Below are 17626 nucleotides of genomic sequence, written 5' to 3' on the forward strand. Positions count from 1 at the left end.
AGAAAGGAGCTACTATGCCAGAAGAAACACATCAACCTCAAGGAAATCGTGGCCGCAGCCGTCGAGAGAGGGTAGAAATTGCTCGTTCCAGAGATATTCTGGATGTCGCTAATGAATTGAATATGGAATTGGTACGAGATGGGAAAGACTATCGCTGGAAAGAACACGACTCTCTGGTGATTTCACCTGATAAGAACAAGTGGAATTGGTTTTCCCGTCATCAAGGCGGGGATGTGATTGCTCTTGTAGAGACTATTAGAGAGATCAATTTCAATCAAGCGATTGACTATCTCAATGATGGTACCTTTAAAGAATTTACCGCTGTAGAGAGGGAAAAAGAGCCATTTCGTTATCATCTTCAACCGTATGAGCAGGACTTTGTAGAAGCCAGAAATTATTTAAAAGTAAATCGTGGTCTCTCTGATGAAACGATTGACTTCTTTTTAGAAAAAGGTGTTCTAGCCCAGGCTAATGCGATGCTGAATAACAGCGTGGAGCCTGTGGTTGTTTTTAAAACCTTGACTTCTTCAGGTGAAATTACAGGAGCTACCCTACAAGGCATTGAAGAAAATCGGGATAAATGGCCGGGTCGTGGCTTTGCCAAAAATATTATCAGAAATTCTGATGGAATGGATGGCTTGCATGTGGATATTGGAAAGCCTAATCGGCTCATCTTCACTGAAAGCTCAATTGATTTAATGTCCTATTATGAGATCAATAAGGATACTTTACAAGACGTTCGGCTTGTATCTATGGATGGTCTTAAAGAAGCTACGATTGGTCGTCATCTGGCCCAGCTTCAATCAGAATTATCAGGCCGTCCGCTAAATTGGACGCCTGAACAACTAGCTAAGGGTCTCCAAACGGCGATTGAGAGTCAGTATTTTGCAGATGGGAAACATTCTGATATGATTACTCTTGCGGTGGATAATGACACCGCAGGAAGAACATTCATTGAGGAACTGAAAGCTAAAGGAGCAGCAGTTACGGTAGATTTGCCTGAACTGAGGTCAGGACAAGATAAAGCTGACTGGAATGATGCCTTGAAAAACCAGAATGAGAAAACGGCGGAGAATAGCCGTTTGACTGAAGGTGTTAATCAATCCTTTGATAAGGAAAACTTCATCAAAGGATTGGAGCTTATGCAAAAATACAGCGTTGAAGAGGTGCTTAGTAGGCCGCCTATCTATCAGGGTGACGATCAGCGTTTAGAAGCTTTACAGATTGATCTTGAGGGATTTGATTATAAACCGTTGGATGACTTTATCAGACAGTATATAGATCCAAATTACGACTTAGATTATGAAGAGTTTGCTATTTTTTCAGATTATGAAGAGTTTGCTGTTTTTTCAGATGCTTGGAATAATTTCTTTAGAAATGGAGCAGGAAAAGACTTAACAGTAGATTCTTTTATCACTCTAGCTAAGAATAATGGATTAGTAGATGAAGTTCCAGTTGTTGAGCCTTGGCAAGCTCTTACTGTTTTAGAACCAATCAAAACCTACTCAGTAAAAAATGGAGATTTACAAGAGGATTTTGATAGCGTTTCGGGTTTGTTGGATTTTGTAAAACAAAAGCTATCAGAGACTGAACGTAAGATTTTAGAACAAGAACTTGCTGAAGTTGGTAGAGGGACCCCAACTGATATATTGATGACAATAGACAGTGCTTTGGTCGGAGATTTTGATGTATATGTAAACGGTCAAAGTATTATCAGTGTTTATCCTAATAATATTGACGAACAAGCAACAGTTCTTTATGTCAGAAGTTCAGAAGAGGCGGTCAAAGACGTTAAAAAAGCCCCTGAACAAAGTCAGGAGCGCTTGATTGATAGGACCAGTGGTGGCACGGGGTCTTTACAGCTAAATGCTGAAGGCAGTCCCACACCTGTACCTGAAACAAGCACCTTTGAGCAAACTGTTACCAGTCACCCGACATCATCCTATCCTTACCTTCATTTTAGCACAAATTATGATAAAGTGCAACGGCGAGTAGGAAATTATCACCCAATTACACCTGCTGATTTAAGGCGCATAAATCAATATGCGCCGTCAATTCAAAGTACAGCATCCTGGTACTTAAATGAACTAGCTGGAAGTAGAATTAGTTTTGTTTATGCGGATCATGGAGAGGAAAATGTTCTTCAGGTGAGTTTCCAAAAGGAAAACTTTATTCATCTCTCAGGTATTAGACCATTTGAAGAAGGAAAGAGAGCAGCGGACTTCTTAGAAGATTTTGCGGCTGGTCAAGGTCATTATGATAGTATGCTGATCAGTAATGCGATTAAAGATAAATTGCAGGTGCTTCCGATGCTCCAGGATATTTTAGAGCCACAGTCCTTTGTTTTGGATGATTTAAGCAGTGTTGAGAAACTGCACAATCTCAACATGAGGGAAGCTATCAAAGCAAAAGATGAAGATTTCTTGTTGTTGTTTAAAGGCGCTGAAGGTGAAAAAATCCCTGCCTCTCTCATGAAACTCAAGGGAGAGCTTGCAGCTAATGTAAAATCGCTGGATGAAAAGGTTATTCTTGGTGTTTATCGGGAGCGGGATAATCAAATTGAACAGCTATCAATTAATGAAGAGTTCATTGCTGATGGTGGAAAAGAAATGTTAGATAATCTAAAGAATCAACTGTCCTCTTTAAATGAACCAAGTCAAGAACAAACCCCCACATTATCTCCAGTTGAAAAAACTATTGATGCAGCTATTTTCACACAAGTACTAGATGACGTACGCAATATAGGCAACTTTATAGAACTCGGCGTTACTGTACCAGAAGAGGCTAAGGAAGCTTGGGCTAAATATATAGAGCTATCAGATATGTCTTCAGGAGATTTTAATACAATTGTTCTCAAAGCAGAAGAATTAGGTTTTCTTGATAAAAATTCTAGTTTTTATCAAGAATGGCGCCTAGAACATATTTATAATAATAATTATCATGTACGTTTTCAGTGGTTAGAAGAACAGGTGAATAATCTTAACTTACCATTTGAAGAACATAGCCTAGTCTCTTATCAAGACTTTTCTAGAGAGCTATACAAGGCTAATCAAGAAAACACAAACAATAATGAAACTAATATTCCTAAAATCAAGTTTGATATTTATGCTCCAGGGGGTGAGGTGATTAAAGAGGGGGTTCGATATAATATTGGTGATGAAACTAAGCCAATTTCACAAATGTTAGGATTGGGCTATCGTCGTCTAAAAGGTCAACCGATACTAGCTAACATTGATGAGAATGTCCTTTCTCAGCTGGAAAATCGGGCCCTTAATCAAGAAATTTCTCAAGAGGCTGACAATCCTCAAAATTCACTCACTGCTCCAGAAACAGATCTGACAGCCTCCCTTTCTGAAGAAAGAGAATTTCGCTCTCCTAAGCAGGAAACAAAGGGTCAACTGGATCAACGGGTGAATGAAATATTAGCAGATAATCAAAAAGAAGCTGAAGAAGTGGCTCTAGCTAAAGAGTCTCCAGGAGAAATTGATTACAGCCAGGTCACACCTCATGAACTGAGTGAAATAGCCTTTCAAAAAATCAGGGAGTTTACCCGTTCTCCTGAAGCTTTGGCTGAGTATATGGATTTTATGAGTAAATTTCCTCAACTCTCTCCAAGAAACGTAGCGCTAATCCAAGACCAATGGCAAGGAGCCAATGCAGTGGCGACTTATAATCAGTGGCAGGCGCTAGGAAAAACGCTTGGAATTAGACCTGAAGATGTCATTGAGACCAGAAACACCTACACCAATAAGCGGACAGGTGAGACTAAAGAAGTTGTTCACCAGGGCTTGTCTGTGAAATCGGGTGAAAAGGCACAGATTACTCTGTTCCGTCCTCTCATGGCAAGAATGATCCCCGTCCTGGATGACCAGGGAAACCAGGTTAAGAACAGTAAAGGCAATCCGAAATTCAAGAAGATTTCAGAAGCGACACCACAAGAGAAAGCTTTGCTAAAAGAAAGAAAACTGAGGGTGGTTCAATTCCAGGAGAGAGACCAAGAGACAGGGCTGCCTAAGTTCACCACTTACAAGGTGTTTGAACTTTCTCAAACAACCTTGAAACCAGAGAGCTATCCAAAGGCTATGCCAAACCGTCAATACCAGTTTGATACTGATCAGGTAAAAACGAAAGAGGTATTAGATGGTCTATGTGATTATGCAGGGACTTTAGGAGTTCATCTGTTACGGGATGAGGTTCATGAGCTAGGCAATGCTAAAGGTGCCTTTTATCCAGGACAACAAAAAATTCTTCTGAACCCTAACAATTTACCAGGAGAACAAATTGCGACAACTATTCATGAGTTGGCGCATGCTACTCTCCATAATCCCAAATTTACCGCTTATTACAAGGAAGATGTGTCAACTCCTCGCAAGGAGCTAGAAGCTGAAATGACCAGTCATCTGGTATCGAAGCATTTTGGATTAGATACGAGTGAGGCAGCCATCGATTACATGGCTGGCTGGACAAAAAATCTAACACAGTTGGATGATAAGCAGCTGGCAGAGTCCATGAAACGGATCCATCAGACGGTCTCAAAAATGGTCAAGCATATTGAACACCACACAAAACCTTATGAACCTCCCAAAAACAGAGGACAATCGCCAAATTTTCCCAAAAGCCCAACTAAAGGGCTGAAGCCTTAACAGTCAAGGTGCTTCCTATGCGGAGCGCCTTTTCTTATTCAAGAAGATACACACTAAGTTATATAACTTAGTGAACAATAAAAAAGGTGACTTTCTCAGCTGGAAAAGATTGAGTGCAGCGACTTGTCCTCTTAGAGCAAGCTTTTTCATTATCCCTTACACTAAAGAAGTAAAACAAAGGAAGGAGAAAAAGATGCTGACAGTTATTCTGGCTGAAAAAGAAAGTCAAGCCTTAGATTATGCGGAGGCGTTAGGAAACTTCACAACAAGAAAGAAAGTGCATATTATCAAACGAACGCCCTTTCTTCTAGGTGAAGTGCATATTGTATCCGCTGAAGGCCACTTGTTTGAATATGGCCTTCCAAAAGATAATTGGGATTTAGCCAAGCTCCCCTTGGTCGATGTCTCTTTCAAGCAATATCTCAAAAAAGACCCTACCTCTAAAGAAATGTTTAAACGGATTTATGAAGAGGTGACGGCTGCGGATGAAGTGATTATAGGGACGGACGCTGACCGTGAAGGGGAGAGAATAGCTTATTCCATTTTATCTCATATTCCTGAAGGTAAAGCGAAAATTAAAAAGCGTCTCTGGGTCAATTCCATGACAACAAGAGCTCTACAGCGAGCCTTTCAGAATATGAGGGATCCTCAAGAAACCTACAGCTTCTATTTAGAAGCTGAAGCTAGAGCACAAAGTGATTGGCTGGTAGGGATGAATTTATCTCCAATGGCCACGCTAAACCTTCAGAAACAGGGAATGCTCCCTAAAGCAAAGGGAAACAGTTTATCAGTTGGCCGTGTTCAAACCCCAGTCGTTCGTCTGATCTGCGAGAATGATCTGGCCATCCGAAACTTTGTCCAACAAACCTATTGGAAACTTCAGCTTGAAGATAAAGAAAATGAGGTAATCTTTACTAATAAGGATAAATTTACCGATAGCGACGAAGTTTTGGAGCTTTCCAGGAGCCTTGCTGATGTAGCTTTCGTTTCCTCAGTTGAAGCGGAAGAGAAGGCAAAGCCTGCTCCAGCACTCTTCAATCTTTCTGATTTACAAAGCTATGCGGCTAGACGTTGGAAGTTTGAAGCAACGAAAACGGAGAGGCTGGTTGAAGGCCTGTACTTAAAAAAATACTTGTCCTATCCTCGGACAGATTGTCGGTTTATTACTGAAGATGAATTTAATTATTTAAGGCAGTATCTATCCAGCTATCAGAACACTATTCATTGCCATTTTGAGCCTGTTTTCTTAGAGCCTAGGGATTTTTATGTAGACCCTGCCAAAGTGGCTAAAAGCAGCCACTATGCCCTTATCCCAACGGAGAATATCCCTAATCTCCTAAGCCTTTCTCCAGATGAACGATTGATTTATGAGGCAGTCGTCAAACGATCTATTTTGATGTTTGCGGCTGACTGTCGGTATCAAACGACAACGGTTCAGCTGGAAAATAAGGGGCAAGTCTTTCAAACAAAAGGCAAACGAACCTTAGATCCAGGCTGGATAGAATGGAGTGATCTGCCTGTCAAGAAAGATGTAGAGTTGCCAAATTATCGGGTGGATGATTCAGTAGCTTGCCAGATAACGATTGTAGACGGTGTCACAAAGCCGCCTAAACGATTGACGGAGAGTCATCTGATTGGCCAAGTCTTTCCTAAATATGGTCTAGGAACACAAGCGACACGTGGAGCAGTTATTCAAACAATTCAATCCCGTGGTTACGTGAAAAAGGATAAGAAAACGGATCAGCTCTTTCCGACAGATAAGGGGTACTTGCTGATTAACTATCTATGGGATAATGAATTTTCCAATCCTGAAACGACAGGAGGCTGGGAACTTTTTCTCTCCCAGATTGGCGAGGGAGCGATCAATCCCCGTGATTTTGTAAATGCAATTAAAGATAAATTAACAATTCAAATTGAGCAGGCCAAAGAAGGGAGGGCTGATACATGGTGAAAACTCCATTTTTGGAAAAATACACTGATAACTTATCGGCTAAAATTGCTAAAAAAGAAGCAGATTATGAGGTTTACGGACGAGATGAGGAAATCCAGAACGTCATTACTTCTCTTCGCAGGCGCACTAAAAATAACCCAATTCTGGTTGGAGAAGCGGGCGTTGGGAAGACTGCTATTGTAGAAGGGCTTGCTTTAGCCATTTTAAGAGATCAGGTGCCAGATGATCTGAAGGGCTTAACAGTCCGCTCTTTGGAGCTCTCCAGTCTAATGAGCGATGACGATGGTGGTTTTATTCCTAAATTTAAAAATATCATTCAAGAAATGATTGCTACCAAGGGCCAAAATATTCTTTTCGTTGATGAATTTCATACCATTGTTGGGGCGGGAAGCCAAAACGGGGAGTCTCTTGACGCTGGAAATATTATCAAGCCAGCCCTAGCACGTGGGGAGTTCCAGCTAATTGGGGCTACCACATTAGACGAATTTCACGACTACGTGGAAACAGACCGAGCCTTGGAACGGCGGGTTCAAAAAGTTATGGTTGAAGAACCGACAATTCCTGAAGCGATCACAATTATTGATCAAGCTAAGGTAATCTATGAAGACTTTCATCGCATCAAAATTAGTCGAGCTGCCGTAGAAACGGCAGTCAGGCTCTCAGTTCGTTATATTACAGACCGCTTCCTGCCTGACAAGGCCTTTGATCTGATTGACGAGGCTGCCACTATTTCCTCAGCCGAAAACAAAGAGCTGGTCACTGAAAAAGAAATTGCCCAGGTCTTGAAAAATAAGACGGGGATCCCGATTACCACCATTCTAAAAGGTGATAATGAACGCCTAGCTGGCTTTAAAGAAAAGCTATTGAAACGGGTCAAAGGCCAAGATGAAGCTATTGACGCTGTGGTAGATGCTGTTACGATTGCTCAAGCAGGGCTTCAGGATGAAAATAAACCAATTTCATCTTTCCTTTTTCTTGGCCCAACAGGAGTCGGAAAAACTGAATTATCAAAAGCAGTGGCGGAGGCACTTTTTGATGATGAAGATGCCATGCTGCGCTTTGATATGTCTGAATACAAACAAAAGGAAGACGTGGCCAAACTGATTGGTAATAGAGGAACCAGGACAAAGGGCCAGCTGACTGAAGGAGTCAAACAGAAACCTTACTGTGTGCTATTGCTGGATGAAATTGAAAAGGCGGATGGTGAGGTGCTAGATCTCTTCTTGCAGGTCTTAGATGATGGCCGTCTGACAGATGCCACAGGCCGCCTTGTGAGTTTTAAAAATACGATTGTGATTATGACGACAAACGTTGGAGCGAAGAAAATCATTGATAAGGCGGAGCTGAAAGGCAACTTTAAAAATCTGACAGATCGGGAACGCCAACAGTTTGAACGCAGTATGGAAAATGTACTCCAGAGAGAGTTCCGACCTGAATATCTAAATCGTATTGAAAATAAACTGATTTTCAATCTGCTGGAAAGTGATGTTATTGAAAAAATTGCGGAGAAAAATCTATCAGAGATTGCGTTGCGGATGAAACGCCAAAATCTCACTCTATCCTATGACTCTAGCTTGATTGCTTATTTATCTGACGTGGGAACAGATGTTAGAAATGGGGCCCGTCCACTGGAACGTTTGATTAAGCGGAAAGTCTTGGCTCCTATTTCTGCTAAAAGCCTAGGCCTCAATAAAACGACTCAATCTTACAATATCCATGTTTGGGTAGAGGGCGAGGCTCCAGATGGCAGTCACCGTGTCGATCAGCGCCAACTTCATTTTGATGTGACAGAGCCCCTGGAAGTTCTCTTCAGCTGAAAAAAATACTTCTTTTACAGTGACTTGTCCCTTTACAGCGAAAACTTTCATTATCTCTTACACTAAAGATGTCAATAATTTTAAGGAGGATTTCACATGAAACAAAAATTGACAAACACTCTTCAAACCGTTAAGCAAAAAACAAAACCTTTTTTTCTGACCTTATCTCTCTTCTTGACTGGGCTGTTGGCTTCTCCTGTCTATGCAGATGATCCATTCGCAAAAACTCAAAATCTCGCTCAACAGGGAATTTCAAAGGTCCAGGGAATTGGGATTATCACCTTTGGTCTGGCTATTGTAGCGACTGGGCTTGCCTATGGTCTGGGCGGTCGCGAAATGAAGGCTGCTATCAAAAAACATTGGGTGGCTATTGCCATTGGTATTATCGCAGTAGCTGCTGGCCCAAGTATCGTGGAGTGGGGCTTTAACTTTGTGAAAAACTAAGAAAGGAGTCAGAACCTATGGCATTTAGCCCGTTTCAAAAAAACAAAAAATGCTTGATGACGGATGACTTGTTTTTAGAGCTTACCTGGGAGGAAGGTAAATCTCCTGAGGATGACAACGAGCTGCTTGGCATTATTGAAGGGTTAGATAATAGCTATCTGCCAGAAGGACAGATTTCGGTTGAAGACTCTCTTCCTTATGTGAGTTTTTTGACGGCAGAGCTACTCTTTCAGGAACTGAAAAAAGCCTATGGAGAATTTGCTTTTCAGAAGGTAGCCGTTTGTCACCTGGAAGGGAAAGAAGCTGTTTCCGAAGGAGAAGTATTTGCCAGTCCCTTTGTGATTGGCAAAACCTATCAAAATTTGCTTATCCCATTAATCCAGGCGATTATGACAGATGAAGCTTTTAGAAATTATACTCATTCAGATAAAAAGGAATACTTTGAAAATCAAGTGTATCCTATTTATAGGCAAAGCTTAGGTATTCCTGAGTCGGCCCTCCCTCTCTTTCCAGCTGAAGGTGAAGCGATGGAACCTGTAAAAAGTTCCTATTTTACAACTCCACGGGAGCCTCAAGCGATGGCTTCTTCAAAACAGGTGACACCTCAGCCCGTAAATCTGAAAAAAGTTTATTTCCTGCTGGGAGTGATAGGGGTGTTGACGGTAGGAGCTTTGAGCTTGTCAATGCTATCTATCAGCCGCCTAACCAAACAAAACGAGCAGCTTCAGTATCTTTACCAGGAGTTGAAGCAAGAACAACACTTAGTAGCTACTGAACACCAGGTAGATGTATTCAATCGCTATTTCCTGCCAAACTATTATTCAGGAAATAAGGAAGCTCTGGCCCCGTTCCTAGATGCTGGAGATGCTAAGTACACCACTCCTAAAGAGGGTACTTTGCAGTCTGTCATCTTAGAAAAAATCACGTATGATGCTGAAAAGAAAAGCTATCAAGCAACCTATGTTTTATCTGTTAAACAAGGTGAAGAAGCTTCAAATCACCGCTTGAGTTTTTCTGTCAAAGAAGATAAATCTAGTACTTACGGCTTTGTGGTCATAACAGAACCGAAAGAAACAGATTATCTCAAGCCCAAAAAATAAATGAAAGAGGAACATATCTTATGAAAAAGAAACAACTTTTAGCTAGTCTAGCCATCTCTACAATCATTTTGAGTCAGGCAGGTGCTGTATTTGCTGCTGAGAATGTCGCTCCAGTAGACAACAGTTCCAGTCCTTCAGTAACAGTTCCAGCCCCTTCAGCTGAACCAGGTACCAGTGTGACGCAGCCGACAGAAACCCCATCTTCAACGGATCAAACAAGTCCCGTTGATGGAACGACTACCCCAGGAGCTCAGCTGCCATCTGAACCGTCAAAGCCAAGTACCCCTCCAAGTACAATAACACCAAGTGACCCGAACATCCCTCCAACTTCAACGGAGAAACCAACTAAGCCAGGAGGCAACACAACATCTTCTTCTTCAGAAACGCTTCCAGCTGATGGAAAAGGTCAGACTGCTGAAGATCCTAAATCAAAAGATCCCGCGACACCTCCTAATCAGGATGCCCCTACTATTTCTGCTCAAACAGCTGCCAGCGTGGGAGCTAATCAGGTAGGAACAACTTCTCAGGTGACTGGTCAAGTTGTTTCTAACGTGTCTCTGGCTGAACCAATTTTTACGAACACGGGCTATCAAATTGTCTCTACACAAAATAGCCAAGTCGTGATTGCGGCTGCGGATGGTTCCACTCAAACGGTGGCCCCTGAAGTAGTTGGGGCTACAGTTAATTCAGATAAAACAATTTCAGTTACAGATCAAGCAGGAAAGATGACCACTCTTCCATCTACAGGTGATAAAGGAAGTCTGTTGACTGTCCTTGGAAGCTTGTTGCTGGGTGTAGGTACTTTCTTCTTGAAGAAACTCCGTGAGGCTAAAGAAGCCTAGAAAGGACAATTGCTTATGCAAACATTTATAGCTGATGGCCGTGTCTCTGATATTCCTCAAGATGCAGTTGGTAAAACTTCTAATGGGAATGTCAGCTTCAAATTTGATTTTGTGTGTGACTCCAGTCTCCTGGATGAGAACCGCAAGCCAACGCCTAGCTTCTTCCACGTTCAAATGTACGGAAAACAAGCAGAAGTGATGGCAAAAAGCCTCTCTAAAGGCTCTCCTATTTTGCTGAAGGGAGAAATTATCCAGCGGAGCTATACCAGTAAAGGCGGTCAGCGCCGCTCTTATCAGTATATTGCTCCTGCACAGTTTGACGGGATCACCTTCTTGGAAAGTAAAGATGCAGCGGTCAAGCGTCGTCAAGCTCAAGTTCCAGGAACTAATATTTTCCAGTCTGAACCAGCTCCAACTCATCAAGAAGCTGAAGGAAGTTCAGCTTACCCTATCCCCATGGATGCTGATGAACCTTTCTAAAGTTCAGTGCAGCACTTGGCTTTAAAAGCCAGGTGCTATTTTTATTGAATGGAACAAAAAATTAAATAATAAGTTGCACAAAAAGTTATATAACAACTTATTTACTAATGGGCGTTCCTTTTTCACCTGGAGAAGGGGCTTCCTCTGACTTGTCCCGTTAGAGCAGGCTTTTTCATTATCCCTTACACTAAAGGAGTAAATCAAAAAGAAAGGAGTTTTGCCTATGGCAAAACAACAGACAGAACCAATAGCAGATGATTTGATAGCTGACTCTCTTCAGGCTGAAAATTATCTGAAGCAGGGGAGAACTTGCTCTCTGGCAACTATCCAGCTGGGATTGGAAGATTGGCTTCATCATTATTTGTATCGCTACCAAAAAGCCAGTCCAGATCTACGCTTCAAAATCTTTCTTTATTCCAGTTTCTATGACAGAAAGATTGTTCATGATATAGAAAGGGGTGAAGTGAATGAATAATAATTGGTTGGAGGTGATTTATTACACCATCATCCAGCTGGTCAAAGTCAATTATTTCAACTTGCTGATTATTGTAGCTTTCTTAGGCTATCTTCTTTTCCAGGTGTTTAAATGGCAGCGACCATCAATCAGGAGAGTTTTGAAGCAACTCACAAAAGCCTATCAGAATAGAGCAACTATCAAGATAAGAATTGTCCAAAAATGGAATAAGGTCAAAGCAATTGTTACAGGGAAAGAAAAAATTAACTGGAGAGGGTTCTTGAACAGTATCTTGACTTTTATCAAGCGATTGGTGGAGGTCATCCCAGCTTTTACTTTCTTATTCTTTGGAAATTTACTTTTTCGGATAGTCTATCTTTTGCCTTTTGTTAAACAAGAGCGAAAGCGATTTGATAAAGAGATGAAGCCAATCTTGTATTTCAATAGTTACCGTAGCTTAGTCCTCATGGGGCTGGGTTTCAGTCTGATTGCTTTTATGACTACTAATTATGGAGTGACGGTTTTGCGTGCTGCTATTCGCTATCTTTATTTTGCAGTGATGGCCTTAAAAGACAATAGTCAAATGGCTGAATTTGATACGGACAGCCTCTTAATCCAAAATCTCCTGAACGTCCGAGTCTTTGTCCTAGCGCCTATTCTTACTTTTCCGCTTTTGATTGTTGGCTTGATTATTGCCTGGAAATCGGCTTGGGTTAATTTCGAGCAATATCGCAGTTACAATAACAACGAGGAAGGAGATGATCGTTTTGCGACGGTTAAGGAGGTCCACGGACAATATAAGAAAGTGCCGAACAAGACAGAAATCTTCCCAGGTGAAGGTGGTGCGCCCGTTCTTCATGAAACTAGAAAAAATTTATCAGGACTTACTCTAGGAGCCCAAATGCTTTGGCAAAATCGCAGATTTAGCCGTTATTTACTCAAATCTGAGCGAGTGTTAGGCATGCTTGCGACTCCTTCTGGGGACTACTACATCGAGGATAAGCCTATTAATTTATTGGGGATTGGGTCAACCCGTTCTGGAAAAGGAGAAAGTGCCATTACAACAACTACGGATATTAACAGCAGAGCAGCCATTCCACCCTCAATGATCCTTGGGGATCCAAAAGGAGAGCACTATCAGTCCTCGTATAAGACGATGCGCCGCCGTGGCTATGATGTCAATGTCTTGTCTTTTCAGAACATGGATTGGTCAATGTCCTATAATCCTTTGGCTTTAGCGGTTGCAGCCGCTAAAAAGGGCTACTATGAAAAAACTCAAACTCGTGTCAATGCAGTATCTGAAGCGATTTACCGTAAGACTAAGCCAGGTATGGGGAACGGAAATGCTAAATATTGGGAAGACACTTCTATCTCTCTTTTCAATGCGATTGCGATGGCTTTGATTGATCGAGCTAATGAGACTTTTAAAAATGGAGAGACTGATGCCTGGGATACTGTGACCGTTAGAAATATCGCCAAATTTTTGACGGACTTAGGATCTGAAGAAGTCTTGGTGGATGAAATGGGAGAAGTAGTTGAGAACCCGATGAAAGACCAACAGTTGACAAAAAAATCCAAAATTACGGTTTATTTCGATAATCTGAGAAGTATCAATCAACGTCAATTCTCGAAGTTTCGGGAAATGGCTGACCTCAACTTCAGGTCGTCCGATTTTGCGGCTGAAGAAACCAAGGGCAATGTTTACTCAAGCATGATGTCAGGGATTAACCTATTCTTGCAAGACAATATCGCCAAGCTCACCTCCAAAAACTCGATTGATTTGGAGTCTATCGGTTTCCCACGTCGCTTATCCGTAAAGTTTCGATCTAGTACAGCTAACGCCATCTCTAATCAATTTGCGCATCAAACGGCTAAGGTCTCCATCTCTTCAGCGGATGGTAAGGGCATCTACGTGAAGGAAGCGGCGGCTCTGGTCGATGGTGAAGGATATTTGACCTATGTTATTGAGCCTAAATTGCCAGATCAATTTCTCGTTACGATTGACTTCAACCATCCGAATAATGGCCTTGGTTTTGAAAAGGAGATTTATCGTTTCTCAGCTGAAAAGGTCTATCGCAACCAAAGCAATGTCATCTATTTGGATGAGTACACCAAGAAACCAGTTCTGGACTCTATCAAAGTAACAGTGCTTGATAAACAAGCAGGTCACTTGCTTCAGGAAGAAGATGTTGAGTTGATTTACTCTGATAATCCAACCATCATTTACCTGGTGACACCGCCTAATCGTACCGAGTACAACAGTATTGTGTCGCTCTTTCTTGACCAGCTCTTTAATGCTAATTATGAGCTGGCTTTGTCCGCTGGGAGAAAATGTGTGAACCGCATCCTTCACATTCTGGATGAGTTTACCAATATCCCTGCCATCCCTCACATGGATACAAAAATCTCCATCTGTTTGGGACAGAATATTTTATACTATTTGTGGATCCAAAACTTGGAACAGCTGACTGATAAATATGGTGAGAACACAGCTAAAACTATCAAGGATAACTGTTCGCTTCAGATTTATATCAAGTCTACGTCTGAAGATACGAACTCAACCTTTAGTAAAGCGCTTGGCTATCGCACAATTACCAAACGCCGCAGATCTAGCAATATTTTGGATGAAGCCAATCCAAATGTGGCGATTGAAAACCCACGTCAGGAATTGCTGACGCCAACCCAGCTAGCCAAACTCCAAGAGGGAGAAGCGGTCATTCTGCGTGGAGTCAAAGGACGGGATAATGTAGGCCGTAAAGTGACAACAGATCCAATCTTCTTGCACGAAAAGACCAGTCTTCCGTATCGATACATGTTCCTTCAGGAAGAATTTGACCAGTCTATGACTTTTGCGGATATTCCAGTGGAAAGTCCGCACCGCAATCTTGACCTGCAAGAAATAGCTGTAGGAGCTCAGAGGAGCTTTGATAATATCATTGACTGGCGGAGAGCACTAAGCAATCGGATTGGCTCAAACAGTGGAGAAACAGCCAAATTAGCGACTCGCTATCAAAAAGGGAAGCCGTCTCCTAACCAGCAATTCTCCTCTCCAGCTGAAATGATTGCGGCTGCAGCTGAAGAAATTCTCTATGACGGCTATCAGTATGAGGATATGGATGAATATGAGGATCTGTTTGCAGATGATGTGATGTAAGATGAGGTGCAATAAATTGTATAATAAGTTATATACCTTTTGCATAAACAAGACATATCTGCTATAATAAACTCAATAAAAGATAGGAGAAGTACTCATGAAAATGAAAAAGATATTTGGTGTTATGTTGCTAGGTTTCATGGCTGTGCTCCTTGTGGCCTGCGGCCAAAAATCTGCTGAAGATATTGTGAAAACAGAATTGAAGGATAGTTATACTGGATATTCTAAGTCTTCAAGTTATCAAGGTTTGATGTTTATTCAAGGAGGAGACGTATTAGAATTTAACAAAAAAGAGAACAGTATTACTAATTCTAATGGTGAGAAGATCTATTTTTCAGTTTTGGGAAAAAATGATATTCCTTCTGATATGAAAGGGGTTATTACCAGTTTGGAAAGTGATTTAAAAGATACAGATAATTTTACGATTATAACTGGACGTAAACCAAAACCTACTGTCAAAGATTCAGAAGGTGCATATCAAATCGCTTTATCGGATGGCGGGAAAAAGATCAGAATATTTGAGCTCAGTAGAAGCCAACGTGATTATGGTTATTATGATTTTAAAGGCCAAATTGAATAATTTTAAAAAGGTCTCAGGTGCTCTGAGGCTTTTTATTTTTACACTGAGTTGTCCTCTTAGAGCATGTTTTTTGATTATCCTTTAGACTAAAGGAAACAAAAAGAAAGTAGGTGCTTTTATTGGAATACAAAACTTTTTCTGATTTCATGAATGTAGTCGGAGATATAAACGGAGATTTGAGTGGTGAGAAAGCGGAGAAACTAGCTACATTTTATTCTTATTGGAGTAACTATTTAGAGCCAACCCCTGCTTTCATGGCTTTCTTAGCTTATTTCCCAGGAGGTATAGCTAAAGCTCTTTATCAGATTTCTGCTAGTCTTGAACATGTTTTCAATAATATGTTTAAACTGTTTGGATTATTTGGTTATTTAGGAGACACTAATACGGTTATAGGACAATTCTTTCATTGGTTTCAACTGTTAGGTACCGTTATATTCAGCTTAATTTTAGTCGTTTCGGCTATTACAGGTGTCTTTACAAAGCCCGTTAAGTATAAGGGAGTCATTACTAATTTTCTTTTGGTGACATTTGTAACGGCTGTTTTGCCTATGGCTTTAACCTCGATTGCTTCAGTAGTGGCGCAAGATGCTATGTCAGTTCAAACTGTGTCTAGTGAGGCTCCGAGTGGAAGTGAGAAATACTCTTCTTTATCTATCCAACCAATGAAAAATAATGTGGTAGATTTGAAAGTGTTGATAGATAATGATTTTTCAACTGAATTATTTCCGATGGATTCGTATGGTTATATAAAACCTATAAAGAAGGGTTCTAAGCCTGTAAATAAGATTACTGATAGTACAGATAAAAGAGATACTGCTGACTTTGCGACACGAATTGATTTTGGAGCGACATTTGGAACCACTAATACTAAATTGTTAGATGATATGGAAAAAAAGCACAAAGGGATCAAAGGTCTACTCCTCCATAAACTTGATTCCAGTCAAAACGGCGTTGAAACAATCACTGAGCATAGATTTATCAGTCAACTGAGCGCTTTCGAGTCAGTTTATCTACGCTATAAAGTAAATTGGATTGGAATGTTTATGCAATATATTATTCTGATTGTTCTATTGGTTAGTATGTCAATAAAATTTGTAAAATCAGTGTTTGACATCATTATTGAAGCGATGATTTCACCAATTCAGGGTTATTCATCCCTTTCAAACTCTAAGAAGTATAAAGAGTTACTTCGGACAATAGGAGGAGCTTTTGCTGGTATCTTCTTTGAGGTGGTTATCATGCGAGTGACGCTAGAGATCTGCCGTGACCTCCCTACCTTATCTGTTTCTGCGATTACTAAGCTGTCAGGCGGCTTTTTTGACGGCCTGAATATGTGGGAACAGTGTTTGGCTGCGGGTCTTGTTTATATCGGAGTATTCTTTGCGGCTATGCAAGGTGTGAGCATGATTGAACGCTGGCTAGGAGTCTCTACAGGTCATAGTGATACCGCCCAACAGCTTCTCGGAGCCATGATGATGGGGAATGCCTTTGCGACTGGTGCAGGCTCTCTGGCTCATGGAGCCATTGGTGCTGGTCAATTCGGTATAGATATGGCTAAGAAAGTTCCAGGTGCAGTGGCGACAGGAAGCAAAGTGATTGGCAATAGCTTAGCAGCGACTGGCGGCGGATTAAGAGGTATGGCTAATGCCGTCAAAGACCAAGGTCTTTGGAACACGGCCAAAGGCGGTGTAAGCAATGCGGTAGATTTGGCGGATGCCATGGCCAAACAGGGAGCTGGCAAGCTTAAAGAAGTGACGGATAATCTTGATCAGAAAGCCTTAAATGCTCAAAATGCAGTCTATAAGGGGCTGAAAAATGATGCCGTTGTCCCTGAACCAGGATTTAGTCGAGATGGTGACTACACTTTGAACCCTTCAGGTCAATATGGTGGAGAACCGCTCTTCTCAGATGATGCAAGTTCCCCTTCACCAAGTGGCGGAGTGACGGATCCGACGGTACCTCCAACTCCATCAGAAGAAGCATCATTTCAGGGAGTGAGTGATCCAACACCTCCTCCAAACCCTTCACCTGCGAAAAGCAACTTCCAGCAGTCTATGTCCCAGATGAACTATATGAGCCAACAGATGCAGCAGGCAGGCCAACGAATGCAAGGCCAAAGTCATATCAGAGGGGCCGAGATTGACGAAACAGAGGAGTAAGT

General features: G+C 41.5%; 11 protein-coding genes. All 11 read left to right on the forward strand.

Going from position 1 to position 17626, the window contains the following annotated elements:
* Nucleotides 1-14: 14 nt before the first annotated feature.
* Nucleotides 15-4643, forward strand: a complete 4629-nt coding sequence (locus tag RSK81_RS03655; RefSeq protein WP_315687472.1) for a PBECR4 domain-containing protein — start codon at nt 15-17, stop codon at nt 4641-4643.
* Between the two features lie 193 nt (nt 4644-4836).
* Nucleotides 4837-6594, forward strand: coding sequence for a type IA DNA topoisomerase (locus RSK81_RS03660; protein ID WP_315687473.1), 1758 nt, complete (start codon nt 4837-4839; stop codon nt 6592-6594).
* Nucleotides 6588-8411 carry an ATP-dependent Clp protease ATP-binding subunit gene (locus RSK81_RS03665; protein ID WP_315686392.1) on the forward strand — a complete coding sequence of 608 codons (1824 nt, stop codon included), beginning with the start codon at nt 6588-6590 and terminating at the stop codon, nt 8409-8411. Before RSK81_RS03660 ends, RSK81_RS03665 begins: the two co-directional genes overlap by 7 nt.
* A 96-nt stretch (nt 8412-8507) precedes the next feature.
* Nucleotides 8508-8855: a TrbC/VirB2 family protein gene (locus RSK81_RS03670; RefSeq protein ID WP_315686390.1), complete on the forward strand. Its 348-nt coding sequence runs from the start codon at nt 8508-8510 to the stop codon at nt 8853-8855.
* Between the two features lie 17 nt (nt 8856-8872).
* Nucleotides 8873-9955, forward strand: a complete 1083-nt coding sequence (locus RSK81_RS03675) for a hypothetical protein (protein WP_315686389.1) — start codon at nt 8873-8875, stop codon at nt 9953-9955.
* 20 nt (nt 9956-9975) lie between these two features.
* A complete protein-coding gene (locus RSK81_RS03680) occupies nt 9976-10797 on the forward strand; it encodes an LPXTG cell wall anchor domain-containing protein (RefSeq protein ID WP_315687474.1) in 822 nt (273 codons plus the stop codon).
* A 15-nt stretch (nt 10798-10812) separates the two neighbouring features.
* The gene (locus RSK81_RS03685) at nt 10813-11277 is read left to right on the forward strand and encodes a single-stranded DNA-binding protein (RefSeq protein WP_105025989.1); all 465 of its coding nucleotides are present in this window, start codon (nt 10813-10815) and stop codon (nt 11275-11277) included.
* 223 nt (nt 11278-11500) lie between these two features.
* Complete coding sequence (locus RSK81_RS03690; RefSeq protein WP_315687476.1) at nt 11501-11752, forward strand: hypothetical protein; 252 nt, start codon at nt 11501-11503, stop codon at nt 11750-11752.
* Nucleotides 11745-14885, forward strand: coding sequence for a VirD4-like conjugal transfer protein, CD1115 family (locus tag RSK81_RS03695; protein WP_315687478.1), 3141 nt, complete (start codon nt 11745-11747; stop codon nt 14883-14885). Before RSK81_RS03690 ends, RSK81_RS03695 begins: the two co-directional genes overlap by 8 nt.
* A 97-nt stretch (nt 14886-14982) precedes the next feature.
* Nucleotides 14983-15465: a lipoprotein gene (locus RSK81_RS03700; protein ID WP_168955492.1), complete on the forward strand. Its 483-nt coding sequence runs from the start codon at nt 14983-14985 to the stop codon at nt 15463-15465.
* A gap of 119 nt (nt 15466-15584) precedes the next feature.
* Nucleotides 15585-17624, forward strand: coding sequence for a pLS20_p028 family conjugation system transmembrane protein (locus tag RSK81_RS03705; protein WP_410530912.1), 2040 nt, complete (start codon nt 15585-15587; stop codon nt 17622-17624).
* Nucleotides 17625-17626: the final 2 nt, after the last annotated feature.

The organism is Streptococcus sp. DTU_2020_1000888_1_SI_GRL_NUU_041A, assembly GCF_032387735.1.
Classification (GTDB): Bacteria; Bacillota; Bacilli; order Lactobacillales; family Streptococcaceae; genus Streptococcus; species Streptococcus sanguinis.